We start from the raw sequence: 14938 nt of genomic DNA, 5'->3' as shown, positions 1-14938 counted from the left end.
GGAGGGCTTTTTTTGTGGGTCATGGTTTATAGGTAGTATATATAGGGAAAACCCTTAGTTGCTTTCTAGGGATAGCACTGAGTGTAAAATGGGCTTATTTTAAGTACATTGCAGTGTGTTTGTGTAAGAGTTTCAAACACGATACATTCTGCTAATATTTAAGGGATATCTCCTTTCAGAAATGAAAGGAGATTTTTTCCTTTAAAAAGGAGCTTTAGCTTCAATTATGAAAGTGTGTTTTTCTACTGGATGAATCAACGTAAGGCGTTCGGCATGAAGGTGAAGTCTTTGGTCTCGAATACCGTATAGATCATCTCCAACAATCGGAGCGCCAAGCCCCAGTTGATGAGCGGCATGTACACGTAGCTGATGTGTTCTTCCCGTTACAGGGTAGAAGTACACTCGAGTGGTGTTCGCTGTCTCCGATATTTTTTCCCAACGAGTAAGTGCGTGTTTTCCGTGTTCTGGACAAACCAGTTGTTTGGGTCGGTCGTCTAAATCGACTCTGAGTGGAAGGTTGATTTGTCCGCTGTTTTCTTCTATCTTTTTGGAAAGCACGGCCAGGTATCTCTTTTGTACGGTTTTTTTAATAAACTGTTCTTGCAATGCTTTGTGTACCGCTTTGGACTTTGCAATGAGCAAAACTCCAGATGTTGCCATGTCGAGGCGGTGCACCAACAATGGGCCTGTGGCATTTGGATAGCGTTTTTTCGCCCAAGTTTCGATGGTGTTTTCAGTAATTTCTTTACCTGTAACACTAAGCACATCGTGCGGTTTGTTTACTGCGAGTAGGTAGTCATCTTCAAAAAGGATTTCAACGGTGTCCACAACTTTTTGAAAAGCGACTAAGGGGTTCGAGGCTACGGGTAGTCCTTGCAGCATATGTGCTAAAATGGGTTTGCATTTTCCAGTACACGCTGGATAGTAGTTTTGGTGAATACGGACGGTACTGCTCAGAGGAGCGCCCCACCAAAATTCAGCCATAGCAATAGGGTGTAACCCGTGTATATGTGCGTACTGAAAAAGTTTAGGCGCACAGCACTCACCTGCACCTGCAGGAATACTTTGGTGCTGATGGTCAAAGAGGTCAATGAGGGTCTTGACTTCCTTGGCCTGATTATAGAATGCGTAAGAAGCGAATAATGCGTTTTGTGCCTTTGCCGAGGTTTTACCTCGCAAGCGTTCTAGTTGCGTTATTTTTTGCTCCCACAGTTCGGTCGTTTTTCTGGAGTTGGCAGTTTGCTGTTCAATATAAGTAGCGTATTCTTTTAAATAGAACTCTTCATTGATATTTTGCTGGTTGTTAATGGTGCCCGTTTTTTTACGATTTAAGCGCCTTTCTTTGATTTTCTGTACTTCTGCCTGGTATTGGGGCTCATACTTGTTTTTAAGTGCTGTATAGACTGATTTTGCTTCAAGGTATTCCGGCGCTTTATGACAGGCTTCAAGTTGATCACTGAGCTGCTCTATTTGTCGTTCCAATTGTTTGTACGGACCCTTTGGGTCAAAGCTGTCGTATACAGGTGGTACAAAATGTTGCTGATGATAGCTGTTGTCGAGTTTGCCAGAAAATGCAGTGAGGTAGCCCAATTCTCCTGCTGTATCCAACACGACGAGAACCCCGAACATTTTTCCGGCACCTGATTGCCCGGGAAGCAATCCAAAATCATGTAAAAAATCAGTGGTATGTGTCAAATAGGTTTGCAATTCCTCGGCGGCTTGCTTGGCAATGGGATGAGGATGGTAATTATGTGGATAGGGGAGTGATGTAGGGAGTGTAATACGGGAAAGTTCTCCTGAAAATCGGTGCAGTTTGTTCATTGGGCAAAAATAAAAAAGAAACGCCAAGGATAAAATTCCTCGGCGTTTCTGATACTTTATATTGTTGAAAAATTAGCTACGGTAGATTTTTTCGTATAAATCAGTGTAGATTTCTTTGATAATTTTTCGTTTCATTTTCATGGTTGGCGTAAGGTGACCACCGTCTATAGACCACTCTTCAGGTGTGAGTTCAAAGCGTTTGATTTGTTCCCATTTTCCGAATCGTTTGTTGCAACCATCAACCTCTTCTTGGATGCGCTCAATTACTTTCGGATGAGCAATAACCTCTGCGTTCGTACCCAATTCAATGCGGTGTCTGTTAGCCCATTCACGAACGAACTCGAAGTTAGGCTGAATGAGGGCGGCAGGCATTTTTTCACCTTCACCGACTACCATTACCTGTTCAATAAATCGAGATTGTTTTAATTTACCTTCTAACAATGGTGGGATCACGTATTTACCTCCTGAAGTTTTAAACATTTCTTTAGTACGTCCGGTAATTTTTAGGAAGCCTTCTTCACAAACTTCACCTTTATCTCCCGTGTGGAAGTATCCGTCTTTCAGTACTTCTGCAGTTTTTTCAGGATCTTTGTAGTACCCCATCATTACATTGGCACCTTTGACTAAAATTTCACCATTATCCGCGATCTTTACGTCAACTCCATCAATCATTTTTCCTACGGTTCCAATTCTGAATCCTCCATTGCGAAGGTCGTTTACTGAAATTACAGGAGAGGTTTCTGTCAAACCATATCCTTCCATCACAGGCATGCCAGCAGCAGCAAATACACGTGTTAAACGAGCTTGCAATGCCGCAGAACCAGAAACCATTAGTTTTAATTCACCTCCAAGGGCAGCTTGCCACTTCGAGAAAATCAATTTTCTAGCAATGCTCAACTGCTTTTCGTACCACCATCCGTTGGCACCGTAAGGTTTGTATTTTAATCCGAGTTCAATAGCCCAGAAAAATAATTTCTTTTTAATCCCTGATAATTCAGCTCCTTTTGCGTAAATTTTGTCGTAGATTTTCTCGTACAAACGCGGAACGGCCGTCATGACATTAGGTTTGATTTCCTGTGCGTTTTCACTCAGCTTTTCAATAGACTCTGCAAAGTAGATAGAAACACCACAATATTGATATAAATACAAAATCATACGTTCAAAAATGTGGCAAACAGGAAGGAAACTCAGTCCTTTTTCTTGACCGTATACTAAAGGAACTCGTTGTTCACTACTCAAAACATTTGAAACGATGTTTCCGTGTGAGAGCATTACTCCTTTAGGACGACCAGTGGTTCCTGAGGTATAAATAAGTGTAGCCAGAGAATCTGAATCTACAGCAGCCATACGCGCTTCTACATCCGCTTGATTGCTATCGTCTTCCCCAAGGGTTAAAATCTCAGACCAGTGCTGCTCTCCAGCAATCTCATCAAAGGTATATACGCCTTTTAATTTTGTTTGGTCTTTAATTTGGTTGAGTTTCTCCAATATCGTCTCATCAGACACGAAGCAGTAAATTGCTTCAGAGTGGTTTAAAACGTATTCGTAATCTTCTTTTGAGATCGTAGGGTAAATAGGAACGTTTTGTGCTCCTGTTTGTAAGATACCGATGTCACATACATTCCATTCGGTTATGTTATTGGTTGAAATCACCGCAATTTTATCATTGGGTTGTACTCCTAAACGCAACAATCCTCGGCTAAACGCATTCGCTTGGTCAATGTATTCCTTAGTGGATAAGGATTTCCATTCACCGTTGTATTTTGTGGTTAAAGCTTTATCGAGATTGTAAGTTTCTAATTGGTAGTAAGGAAAATCAAATAGACGTTTTATTTCACGCGGCATAAATTCAAATTTTTGGGCTCTGCAAATTATAAAAAATAGCTCGATTGAACAAATATAAGTTTACTTGTTGATTTATTGATGATTATATATTTTTTGGTACAAATCATTGTATTTTTCTAAGATGTTTTTTCGCTTTATTTTTAATGTAGGGGTTAATAAGTCATTAGCGACAGTCCATGCCTCACTAGTGATTTCAAAGGCTTTTATCTGTTCCCATTTACCGAATGACGCATTGCACTGTGCTATTTCTTGTTGTATTCTCGCACGGAGCTTTTCATCAGTACTTACATTGTCAATAGTATGCCCGTGACGTTTGGCCCATTCCCACACAAATTCAAAGGAAATTTGAATGAGGGCAGCAGGCATTTTCTGACCTTCGCCAATTACCATAGCTTGTTCTATAAATCTCGATTTTTTAAGTTCGCTCTCCAATATTGCTGGTGCAATGTATTTACCACCGGAAGTTTTGAATATTTGTTTTTTACGATCCGTAATTTTTAAAAAGCCCTCCGAGTCAATTTCGCCAATATCTCCCGTGTGTAGATATCCGTCTTTAATGGTTTCAGCGGTCAATTCTGGACGCTTGTAATACCCGAGCATAATGTTCGGACCTTTGGCTAAAATTTCTCCGTCTTCTGCTATTTTTATCGTAACGTCTGCGAGCACCCTACCAACGGTGCCGATCTTGAACCCGCGTTCAGCGATTTGAGTGACGGAAAGAGCAGGGGAAGTTTCGGTAAGACCGTAGCCTTCCAAGATAGGTATTCCTGCGGCAGTAAAGATTCGTATGAGTCGAGCTTGAGTGGGGGCACTACCGGCAATCATAAATTGCAAATTGTTTCCGAGTGCTGCCCGCCATTTGGAAAAAACCAGCTTGCGCGCAATTGACAGTTGGAATTCGTACCAAGCACCATTGGCATTATAGGGTTGGTAGCGTTCTCCCAAGTCCAGAGCCCAATAGAATAAGCGTTTTTTTAGCCCGGTTAAAGAACTTCCCTTGTCGACTATTTTATCAAATACTTTTTCCAGAAGTCGTGGCACAACAGCCATAAAATGAGGCTGTACCTCACGTAAATTATCGCCAATTTTCTCGATACTCTCAGCAAAATGAATTTCAAAGCCCATGTATTGGCAGTAATACGAAGAAGCTCTTTCGAAGATATGACTGATAGGTAGGTAGCTAATAGCGCGTTTGTCAGAGTCGTAGAGGGCTAGGGTGTTACCGACCGAAAAAACGTTGCTGAGTATGTTTTCATGACTTAGCATGACTCCCTTAGGGGTACCTGTGGTTCCAGAGGTATAGATAATGGTAGCCAAATCATTTGGGTCAACCTCTGATTTCCGCAAATCGATGGTTTCGGTTACGGCTGTGGCGGATCCTAAAGCTAAAAAATGTTGCCATCCTTGTGGAGTATCCAAATTTTCGAAGGAATAGATTTCCTTGAGTTGTGTTTGCGTTTTTACCTTCGTAACTTTCGAGAGGAGTTCGTCGTCACTCACAAAGCAATAGCTGCTGTCGGAGTGTGCTAGTATGTAGGCAAAATCCTTTTCAGAAAACGTCGGGTACAGCGGAACATTCACAGCGCCAATTTGAGTGATTGCCATATCCATCATATGCCATTGTGGGCCGTTGTTTTGGATGATGAGCGCTATTTTATCACCAGGTTGAACGCCTAATGCGAGTAAGCTGGCACTAATTTGTTGAATAAACTCAAGGTATGAATGGGTGCTGATCGATTGCCATTCGCCGTTTACTTTATGAACAAAACAGCGCTCTTGTGCGTGATTTTCAAGTTGATAATACGGTACGTCAAAAAGTCTTGTTACTGAAGGAGATCTATGCATATAAAAGCTATTTGCTATAAATCTACTAAAAAAATAATTAGCTATTTAATACTTCTAGTAACAGTTCACAACCACTTTTTAATTCATCTTCTGATAGGGTGAGGGGAGGAGTGATGCGTACTGCTCTTCCTTCAAACAAAAGCCAAAACAAAATTAATCCGCGGTCTAAACAACGCAAAATAACATCTGTAGCCCGTTCCGGACTCTCTAAAATTAGTGCGAGCATCAGGCCTTTTCCTCGAATTTCTTTAACCTGAGGGTGTCCTTCAAAATACGATCGTATCAGAGCTTCCTTTTTGAGTGCCTGCTCCATTAAATCGCTATCAGTAATGGTGTTAACGGTTGCCAGGCCAGCCGCCGCAATGACTGGGTGCCCACCAAAAGTAGTGATGTGTCCTAATTTAGGGTTGTCTTGCAAGCAGCGCATGACTTCATGACTACTGATAAAAGCCCCAATGGGCATTCCGCCGCCCAGTCCTTTTCCGGTGATGATGATGTCAGGCTCAACAGCGTAGTGTTCAAAGCCCCAGAAACGCCCAGTTCTTCCAACTCCTGTTTGTATTTCATCTAAAATTAACAAAGCTCCCATTGCCTGACAGCGCTGTTTAACTTTTTGTAGATAGTCGTTTTTTGGAGTTACAAAACCAGCACCTCCTTGTATCGTTTCTAAGATGACTGCTGCGGTGTTTTTAGTGATTTTAGAAAGCGCTTCTTCTTCGTTGAAGGGAATGAATCGGATACCTGGTATCAAGGGTCTAAAGGCGCTGTTTTGTGCTTCTGCACCACAAACGCTCATTGCTCCTTGTGTATTGCCGTGATAAGCATTTTTAGCCGCTATAATTTCTGACCTTCCAGTGAATCTTTTTGCTAACTTTAAGGCTCCTTCGGTCGCCTCTGTACCTGAATTTACCAAATACACTGATGACAGCGTTTTAGGTAAAGTAGCAGCCAATGCTTTACAGAGCCCCAGTTGAGGTTGCTGAATGAACTCACCGTAAACCATGACGTGCGTGTATTGCTGCATTTGAGCAGTCACAGCGTCGGTAATTACTTGAGGAGCATGTCCTAAACTATTGGCTGATACTCCTGCTACAAAATCGAGGTATTGTTTTCCACTGCTATCGTAGATGTAACTTCCCTTTGCACTCGCTATTTCGATAGCTAAGGGATGGGGTGTTGTCTGTCCTTGAAATTGTAAGAAATCACTCTTGGTATTCATTTATTGCTCCTCTTTTAATTCGTAAACGGGTTGTCCTTCTCTTTTCTCTTGCTCTTTGCTAAATTGCGTTTTCGCTTTTTCTACTGCTGCCTTTTCCTTTCTAGGTTTCTCAGCTGTTTTTTTATCGTCTTTAAAGATGTCTTCTACCGTCAAAGGCTGTTCGTCCCCTCGCCATACAAAACCAGGGAATTTGCGTTTCGAAGGCGGAAATTCGGAAGGAGGGAAGGTTTCTCCATTTGGCTTTTTTAGGTACTTTGTCTGAATAATTTCACTGTTTTCTAAGGTGAATTCAATATCACTAGCAATCTCTCGGGTAATGGTCTCCAATTTTTGGGTGTCTTCGTTGCGATTGTAATACAGCGATTCTGAATTTCCCTTGACCAGCATAATGCGCAGTTCGTTTTCTTCAAACTTTCCAAAAATGTCACGTCCTTTGATCTGATTAAAATCGTCATCGCTCAACGAATCTTTTTGTATGATGAACGCATTTTGCAGCACAAATAAGGAATCTAATTTATTGGTTTCTTTTTCCGATTTTAAATGGATACTATCTCCTGTTATCTGGCTTTTCCCTGACCAGAGCACTGGTCGTTTGAACATGCGAGTAAGCCCTGTAACTTGACTGGTGTGAATAGAATCGCACTTTCCGCGCAGGTCTGACTTGAAAATTTTCACATCGTTGAAGATACGGACAATGCGTTCCTCTGGTTTCCCAGTAATCAAAATCTTATCTCCGTGTACATACATAGAATCTTTGTCGTGCTCGGAAATTGCTACCGCTCGCTCGGTGATAAAGAGCGAGTCTTTTTCTTCAAAGAGCTCCGCGTAATTTCCTTTTGTCACTGTATTTTGTATGGTGTCTATTATCTTAATTCTGTTCGTAGCCGAGGCAAAACCAGCGCGTTTGTCGTAGTAGAGACTATCCGCTTCAACGGTACGGTCTTTTAAAAACAATTTGGCACGCTTGACAAAGTAAGAAATTTCGGTATTGGTGTCATAAAATCCACGCTCAGAGTACACTTTGGTACTGTCTTTAAGATTGGTAATCGTACTCGGACCGTAAAGGTATGCCAAACTGGTATTCGTGTAATAGTCAAGGTGGTCTGACTCTAAAAAGTTATCGGGGTTGACAACGGTGACCTTGGATTTTGCACTAAATTTTTTCTCTTCCAGGTAATAGGTGCCGCGTTTGCTTTTAAGAGTGTTCTTTTTATCCTTAATAGTTCCTCCTGTCTGATAGAACAATACTTGTGCCTTGCGGTCGAAGTGTAGGGTATCCGTTTTCATGGTCATCTCTTTGTCGTTGATCTCGACATTTCCCCACGACACGGCTTTTTTTGTATTACCGTTGTAAATGGCGTATTCGCTGTATTGGATAATACTATCTCCTTGCTCAATAACAACTTCTCCTGCGGCTTTAAATAGGTTTTCTTTTTTGTATAGCAATGCCTGCTTACATTCTAAAGTAGCGCCTTCATGAGCTATTTTTACTTTCCCTAGAAGTATCGTAGCTCCTGGGTATTTTTTCTCATCTACTTCACTGTATTGACTCGATAAAACATCTATTTTTTTAGACTGGGCAATGCTGTATTGTGTCAGCAATAGCAAACAAATATAAAATAGGTTCTTCACTAGGCATTTAATTTAGACAGCAAAAATAAGGAAAAGTCCATGCCAAAGTTCTTAAGAAGACGATAAAATATATTCGGTTTCCCCTGTCCATGGGATTTAATTGTACTAATTTTGTGGAAAATTTAAAAATTACAAGATTATGAGTGCCCATTTTGATTTATCAAAAGAGGAAATGAAGTCTTATGGATATAAAATAGTCGATCTTATAGCAGATCATTGGGATTCTATTGGAGATAAGAAACCCGTAATCAGGGCGACCCGAAAAGAAATGGATTCGGTGTTTCTGCAAGAAGCTCCCAATGAAGGGACACCAGCTGAGGAGGTATTGGATTTTGTTATGGACAATGTGATTCCTAACAGTACTGTGATTTCACACCCGAAAGCATTTTCGTTCGTACCTGGACCGAGTAATTACATCAGTACAATGGCCGATAGCTTGGCTACGGGATTCAATATATTTTCAGGTGGATGGATGGTGTCGCCTGCAGCTGCTGAATTGGAAATTGTAACGATGAACTGGTTGCTAAAGATGTATAATTTTCCGGTAGCCCAAGGAGGAGGAATTTTTACGAGTGGAGGTTCCATGGCCAATTTAACGGCGTTGGTGACGGCGAGGAGAATTAAATGCGGAGATGATTTCTCAAAGGCCGTGATTTACTTGTCAGATCAAGCACATTCATCGAATATTAAAGCCATTCGAGTCCTCGGATTTAAAAAGGAACAAATTCGCGTATTGCCTACCGATTTGGAATTCCGTATTAGTATGAATAAGCTCAAGAACGCCATTGCTAAAGATCGTTTGGAAGGTTTGCAACCTTTTTGTTTCATCGCTTCGGCAGGAACGACGAATACGGGAACGGTTGACCCCCTTCACGAAATAGCAGATGTGTGTGAAGAAGAAGATTTATGGATGCACGTCGATGGTGCCTATGGAGGAGCGGCAATTTTAAGTGATAAGGGAGCGAAAGCACTTCGCGGAATAGAACGCGCCGATTCATTGACGGTAGACCCTCATAAATGGTTTTTTCAACCCTATGAAATTGGTTGTCTCTTGGTAAAAGATAAAACTTGGTTAAGTGGTACTTTTAGTGAAAAACCTGAGTATTTGAGAGATATTGAAGGGAATGAGTCAGAAATCAATTTCTACGACTATGGAATTCAGTTGACGAGACGTTTTAGAGCACTTAAGTTCTACATGTCGATCAAAACTTACGGATTGGATACTTTTAGAAAGGCTGTGAGCTACAATATCGATTTGGCAGATCGCGTAGAGAAAGTATTGCGTAAAAGTAGAAACTGGGAAATTATCTCCCCAGCTACCTTGGCAGTAATCAATTTCCGCTACAATCCATTAGGGTTAAATTTAACAGAAAAGGAAATCGACGTATTAAACCAGAAGATTTCAGAGAAAATAATGGAGTCTGGTGATGCCTTTTTAGTCACCACTGTTTTAAACAAGCAAGTCGTATTGCGCATGTGTTTAATCAACCCAAAAACGACCTTTGAACACATTGAGGAAACGTTTTTGCAGTGTAATGCTTACGCTGAAGAAATACTTAAACAATAAAAAAAAGAGCTCAAATGAGCTCTTTTTTTATGGATTATCCCTTGTAGAAAGGTAACTTTACTACTTTAGCCGGAATTTGTTTTTTTCGAATTTGGATGCGGATTTCGCTGTCTACTTTAGAGTTTGCTTTGGTAACATAACCTAGTCCAATACCTTTGTTCAAAGAAGGACTCATAGTTCCTGAAGTTACTTTTCCAATCACAGTACCCTCTTGATCTACAATTTCGTATCCTTGTCTAGGAATTCCACGTTCTGTCAATTCAAAAGCGACGAGTTTACGAGTAATACCTTCTTCTTTTTGTTTTTTAAGGTTTTCCGCATTGATAAAGTCTTTGGTGAATTTGGTAATCCATCCCAAGCCTGCCTCAAGTGGTGAGGTAGTATCATCAATATCATTACCGTATAAACAGTATCCCATTTCTAAACGCAAGGTATCACGCGCAGCGAGTCCAATAGGTTTAATTCCCCAATCAGCTCCAGCTTCGAATACTTTGTTCCAAACGGCTTCTACATCTTCGTTTTTAACGTATATTTCAAATCCTCCAGATCCTGTATATCCAGTTGCTGAGACGATAACATTTGGTAAACCAGCGAAATCAGTAATCTCAAAGGTGTAAAATTTGATAGCTGATAAGTCAACAGAAGTTAATGATTGCATTGCCTCTGCCGCCTTAGGTCCTTGAATAGCCAAAAGTGACCAGTCATCCGAACGGTTTTCCATGGTAACACCTAAATCGTTGTGCTGTGAAATCCAATTCCAATCTTTTTCTATATTGGAAGCATTGACCACTAACATGTATTCGTTGTCGTTGATCATGTAAATAATAAGATCATCAACGATCCCTCCATCAGCATTTGGCATACAACTGTACTGTGCTTTACCTGGAACTAATTTAGAGGCGTCATTAGAAGTGATTTTTTGAATTAAAGCAAGCGCGTGCTCACCTTTTAAGAAAAATTCTCCCATATGACTAACGTCAAATACACCAACACCTTTTCTAACCGTTTCGTGTTCAACCGTTACTCCTTCGTATTGCACAGGCATGGTATATCCTGCAAAAGGAACTAATTTTGCTCCTAGGGCTTCGTGTACGTGCGTTAATGCCGTTTTTTTCATTGTGTATAATTGTTTGTTTTTACCCCGCTAAAGTAGTTAAAAATTAACGAACAAAAAGTCCATTTTTGTTATATATTTCAATGGAATCTTAACTAAAGTTATGTTAATATACTACCAATCTTAGCGTTTTTGGTGTAACTTTGAGTAACTACCAAAACGCGAGTACCATGAGCTATCAAAGATATATTGTAAGCCTGTGCACATTAGTATTTGTACAATGGAGTGCAGCCCAAGTTCCCAAGGATTTCCTATCAGCCACTTTTCACAAAAATCGGAGAGCTGAATTGCGTAAAAAAATGCCAGCGAATTCCGTAGCTGTGATTTTTTCCAATACCATGAGGAACCGTGCCAATGACGTTGACTACGTGTTTCATCAGGATCCTAATTTCTATTACTTAACGGGGTTTAGAGAACCTAATGCCGTTTTAATGTTGTTTTCGGATATGCAACAAGATAATGCTGGTCAACGTTACAATGAGTTGCTGTACGTGCCGAAGAAAGACCCGCGTTACGAGTTGTGGAACGGTAAGCGACTAGGAATGAAAGTGGCAAAAAAGCAGTTGCTTTTTGACCGAGTAAGGACAACCGAACAATTTTTAACGGACTCCTGGCAGTTTAATAGGTTCAAAAAAATACTGTTGTTTAAGTTTCAGGATGATTTTCGCAATAGTATGAGGAGTTCAGTTGATTTGTACGATTTAGTGGTACATTTTAAAAATTCTGCAAACTACGTTGGTAGGAGAACATTACCAACGTCAAAACAGCAATTGTATCAGCTGATTCGAGCGACTCCAATTGAAAATGCGGCCTCAGTTGCTCAATACATTGGTAGAAAAATAAACGAAGATGCCACGCTAGCCAAGGATAGTTTATTGGTAACTTACAGTACCAAAGAGGTTGCTTTTCAAAAGGAAATACGCAGTAAGGTACGCCAGATGCTAGCTGTACAAGGAAATTTTGATCACCAGTTTTTACCTCGAACGATGGCGACCATGCGCGAGATTAAAAGACCTGAAGAACTGACCTTATTACGTAAGGCGATTCGGATCTCAGCAATGGGACAAGTAGAAGTGATGAAGGCGATGAAGCCCAATATGTCAGAGACTGAAATACAGGGGATTCATGAGTTTGTATATAAAAAATACGGTGCGGAGTACGAAGGGTATCCTTCAATTGTGGGAGCTGGAAACAACGGCTGTATCTTACACTATATTGAGAATAGTAAAACTAAGGTTGCAGGAGAATTGGTTTTAATGGATTTGGGAGCCGAGTACCGCGGATACACAGCCGACGTCACACGCACCATTCCTGCTTCTGGAAAATTCTCAGTTGAGCAAAAAGCAATTTACGAATTGGTATTAAAGGCACAAAATGCGGGTATTGCACAGTGTGTAGCAGGAAATCCATTTTGGAAGAGTGGTGAGGTTGCTAGAGCCATTATTAACAAAGGCTTATTCGAACTCGGAATTATTGACCACCCCGATACCAAACACCAGTATTTTCCGCACGGAACCTCACATCACATTGGTTTGGATGTGCACGATCCCGGGAATTACAATAATTTTGAAGTCAATATGGTGGTGACCGTTGAGCCCGGGGTTTACATCCCTAACGGAAGTCCATGTGATAAAAAATGGTGGGGTATCGCCGTCAGAATTGAAGACGATATCTTGATTACGAAAGAAGGACCTGTCAATTTATCTGATGAAGCACCCAGAACAGTAGAAGCCATAGAAAAACTTATGCGTAAGGAGAGTGTGTTAAATCAATTTAAATTACCTAAATTGTAGGTATGAAATGGACAAAAGATCACTTGTATAACGGTTTTTTCTTGATTTTGATAGCGGTATTGTCAACCAAACCGGGAAAAGTTTTTTTTACTCGCTTGCTAGCAATGGGACCTACGGTTATTGAGCAATCGGAGCAAAAATATACGGGTGATATGCATTGGGAGCTCATTGGGCTTAATACTCCCAATTTTCGGTGGGAACAGGCTAAAGGCGAAGTGGTTTTTGTGAACTTTTGGGCTACTTGGTGTCCGCCTTGTGTTGCGGAATTGCCGAGTATACACCAGCTGTACCTAGTTTATAATAAAAAGGTAAAATTCGTTTTTGTCAATGGGCAAAGTTGGCCAGAAATTCAAGGTTTTTTCAAGGAACAAAATATAGACTTGCCGAGCTTTCAGCAGGGGTCTCCAACTCCTGAAATACTGCAAACTCAAAGGATACCACGAACGTTTGTTATTGATCGTAATGGAAATATAGTTATCGATGAAGAAGGAGCTGTCAATTGGTACAGCGAGTCGTTTCGGAAACTGTTAGATGAATTAATTACCCAATAAAAAAAGCCGTACTGCTTTGCGTACGGCTTTTGTATTCTATTATAACGGGAATGCTTACTTTTTGTTCACTTTGATAGGTAGCATGTAGATGTCTTGTTTCTTCACATTAGAAGTCTTAGCTACTTTCTTGTTGTTTAATCTGTTTTTGATGATTTTGTTTAAACGCTCGTCTTTAGAAATAACATCAACAATAACGATCTCGTTTTTGTTGTTTACTAAGAAAGAAACTCGAACGTTTAAGTTTTCTTTCGTATCTAATTTGATAGTAGACCCAATTAAGTTTACGATCTGAGTACGCAATGCACTTGTAACTTTTTTACTAGGAGTATCGTTGTTTGCAAATGTTGCAACTGATACGAACATACAAGCACTTAAAATTAAGGTATTTACTAATGATTTCATTTTCGTTTTTTTTAATGAATTTTCTTTAAATTAATTTCTGGTGCAAAGATAGAAAGCAATTTTGATTTTGAGAATTTAAAAAAGAAATTAACATATAATTGGGTGTTTTTGTTTTAAAACGCCTTTTTTGGTTAAATAATTACGAATAATGTAATTTTGGTTAAGGTGGGGTTGTCTTTTTATGTAGGAATTTATAAATAAAAAGGAATATGATAATTGGGCTGTGTTAGGGACGTATTTAGGGAGTGTTAAGTTTATATTATCGACTAAATTTTGTCGTTTTTTAAAGCCGATTTTACTTGATTTACCCAAATTTTAGGATTTTCTAGCATCGGAAAATGACCTGTTTCAGAAATCAAATACCATTCACAATTTTTAATCTCACTGCGCAGTTGTTCAGCAATGGCCATAACCGCAATTGGATCGTTTTTGGCCCACACTACGCCAATGGGAGTGTCAGTACTGCGTAGGGCACCGATCCAACGATGCCAAAAAAAGTATCGTTCGTTAATATAGTTACTCAATCGAGGAAGTGCGGCTCTACCATTTTTATAGGTGATGATCTCCCATAAGACATCAATTTCTTCTTGAGTGAGTTGGACAGGATCGTAGTAGATTTGCTTTAAGTTTCTAGAAAAAAGAGCTTTTGTTCCCAATTTAGCAACCCATGGACCGAGGTGTTTGTTTTTTAATAGTTTTTGGATAGGGCGAAGTTTTGCCAGTTCTATATGCATACTTCCGTTGCATAGAATAAGCTTTGTCATGGTAAAAGGCAAGGATGCTTGTTCTTTTCTGGCCAACAGCTCCGTGGCAATACTCGTACCGTAATCATGTGCTAAGACACTTAAATGGGCTATGCCTAACTGCTTCCACAAAGCAATAGCGACATCCGTTTGCTCTATTAATGAATAGGAGTAGTTGGTGGGTTTATCAGAAAATCCAAAGCCGAGGTGATCGTGCAGAATAACTCGGTAGTCTTGTGCTAAGATATCAAGTACTTTATAATAGTCGAAAGAAGAGGTAGGGTACCCGTGTAATATTGCTAACACAGGCTTGTTACCTCCGGTATCAATAATGAAGATATCGCGATGGAGTACCTCAGTATGGTATCCTTTGTTTTTCCAATGTTCAAGTAGCATAAGTTCGGTA

11 protein-coding genes are annotated in these 14938 nt (G+C 40.2%); 3 read left to right on the top strand and 8 right to left on the bottom strand.

Annotation, left to right across the window (positions count from 1 at the left end; genetic code table 11):
- Window positions 1–201 precede the first annotated feature (201 nt).
- The 5 genes from ACKTS5_RS11125 to ACKTS5_RS11105 form a co-directional block, all read right to left on the bottom strand.
- Window positions 202–1821, bottom strand: coding sequence for an RluA family pseudouridine synthase (locus ACKTS5_RS11125; RefSeq protein ID WP_408043943.1), 1620 nt, complete (start codon window positions 1819–1821; stop codon window positions 202–204).
- A gap of 72 nt (window positions 1822–1893) precedes the next feature.
- On the bottom strand, window positions 1894–3666 hold the full coding sequence (locus ACKTS5_RS11120) for an AMP-dependent synthetase/ligase (RefSeq protein WP_408043942.1): 1773 nt from the start codon (window positions 3664–3666) through the stop codon (window positions 1894–1896).
- A 72-nt stretch (window positions 3667–3738) separates the two neighbouring features.
- Window positions 3739–5511, bottom strand: a complete 1773-nt coding sequence (locus ACKTS5_RS11115) for an AMP-dependent synthetase/ligase (RefSeq protein ID WP_408043941.1) — start codon at window positions 5509–5511, stop codon at window positions 3739–3741.
- 37 nt (window positions 5512–5548) lie between these two features.
- Window positions 5549–6730: an aspartate aminotransferase family protein gene (locus ACKTS5_RS11110; protein ID WP_408043940.1), complete on the bottom strand. Its 1182-nt coding sequence runs from the start codon at window positions 6728–6730 to the stop codon at window positions 5549–5551.
- The gene (locus tag ACKTS5_RS11105; protein WP_408043939.1) at window positions 6731–8362 is read right to left on the bottom strand and encodes an OstA-like protein; all 1632 of its coding nucleotides are present in this window, start codon (window positions 8360–8362) and stop codon (window positions 6731–6733) included.
- 139 nt (window positions 8363–8501) lie between these two features.
- On the opposite strand from ACKTS5_RS11105, the gene ACKTS5_RS11100 reads away from it, so the two are divergent.
- Entirely contained in the window at window positions 8502–9929 is a 1428-nt protein-coding gene (locus tag ACKTS5_RS11100) for a pyridoxal phosphate-dependent decarboxylase family protein (protein WP_408043938.1), read from the top strand.
- A gap of 34 nt (window positions 9930–9963) precedes the next feature.
- Here ACKTS5_RS11100 and gcvT read toward each other — a convergent pair whose 3' ends face one another.
- Window positions 9964–11046 (bottom strand): glycine cleavage system aminomethyltransferase GcvT, encoded by a 1083-nt coding sequence (gcvT, locus tag ACKTS5_RS11095; RefSeq protein WP_408043937.1) that lies wholly within the window; start codon window positions 11044–11046, stop codon window positions 9964–9966.
- A gap of 167 nt (window positions 11047–11213) precedes the next feature.
- Between gcvT and ACKTS5_RS11090 the strand changes: the two genes are divergently transcribed.
- Complete coding sequence (locus ACKTS5_RS11090) at window positions 11214–12836, top strand: aminopeptidase P family protein (RefSeq protein ID WP_408043936.1); 1623 nt, start codon at window positions 11214–11216, stop codon at window positions 12834–12836.
- 2 nt (window positions 12837–12838) lie between these two features.
- Entirely contained in the window at window positions 12839–13387 is a 549-nt protein-coding gene (locus tag ACKTS5_RS11085; protein WP_408043935.1) for a TlpA family protein disulfide reductase, read from the top strand.
- A 54-nt stretch (window positions 13388–13441) separates the two neighbouring features.
- Here ACKTS5_RS11085 and ACKTS5_RS11080 read toward each other — a convergent pair whose 3' ends face one another.
- Together ACKTS5_RS11080 and ACKTS5_RS11075 are read right to left on the bottom strand one after the other, a co-directional pair.
- Entirely contained in the window at window positions 13442–13789 is a 348-nt protein-coding gene (locus ACKTS5_RS11080) for a hypothetical protein (RefSeq protein ID WP_408043934.1), read from the bottom strand.
- A gap of 266 nt (window positions 13790–14055) precedes the next feature.
- Entirely contained in the window at window positions 14056–14928 is an 873-nt protein-coding gene (locus ACKTS5_RS11075; RefSeq protein ID WP_408043933.1) for an alpha/beta fold hydrolase, read from the bottom strand.
- Window positions 14929–14938: the final 10 nt, after the last annotated feature.

The organism is Tenacibaculum litopenaei, from assembly GCF_964514025.1.
Classification (GTDB): Bacteria; Bacteroidota; Bacteroidia; order Flavobacteriales; family Flavobacteriaceae; genus Polaribacter; species Polaribacter litopenaei.
Note: the sequence above shows the minus strand (reverse complement) of the source record. Positions and strands in the feature narration are given on the sequence as shown.

Bases quoted from the DNA above. Each gene is read 5' to 3' on its own strand.
- ACKTS5_RS11125 (WP_408043943.1), bottom strand. From the start codon at position 1,821: ATGAACAAACTGCACCGATTTTCAGGAGAACTTTCCCGTATTACACTC.
- ACKTS5_RS11120 (WP_408043942.1), bottom strand. From the start codon at position 3,666: ATGCCGCGTGAAATAAAACGTCTATTTGATTTTCCTTACTACCAATTA.
- ACKTS5_RS11115 (WP_408043941.1), bottom strand. From the start codon at position 5,511: ATGCATAGATCTCCTTCAGTAACAAGACTTTTTGACGTACCGTATTAT.
- ACKTS5_RS11110 (WP_408043940.1), bottom strand. From the start codon at position 6,730: ATGAATACCAAGAGTGATTTCTTACAATTTCAAGGACAGACAACACCC.
- ACKTS5_RS11100 (WP_408043938.1), top strand. From the start codon at position 8,502: ATGAGTGCCCATTTTGATTTATCAAAAGAGGAAATGAAGTCTTATGGA.
- gcvT (WP_408043937.1), bottom strand. From the start codon at position 11,046: ATGAAAAAAACGGCATTAACGCACGTACACGAAGCCCTAGGAGCAAAA.
- ACKTS5_RS11090 (WP_408043936.1), top strand. From the start codon at position 11,214: ATGAGCTATCAAAGATATATTGTAAGCCTGTGCACATTAGTATTTGTA.
- ACKTS5_RS11085 (WP_408043935.1), top strand. From the start codon at position 12,839: ATGAAATGGACAAAAGATCACTTGTATAACGGTTTTTTCTTGATTTTG.
- ACKTS5_RS11080 (WP_408043934.1), bottom strand. From the start codon at position 13,789: ATGAAATCATTAGTAAATACCTTAATTTTAAGTGCTTGTATGTTCGTA.
- ACKTS5_RS11075 (WP_408043933.1), bottom strand. From the start codon at position 14,928: ATGCTACTTGAACATTGGAAAAACAAAGGATACCATACTGAGGTACTC.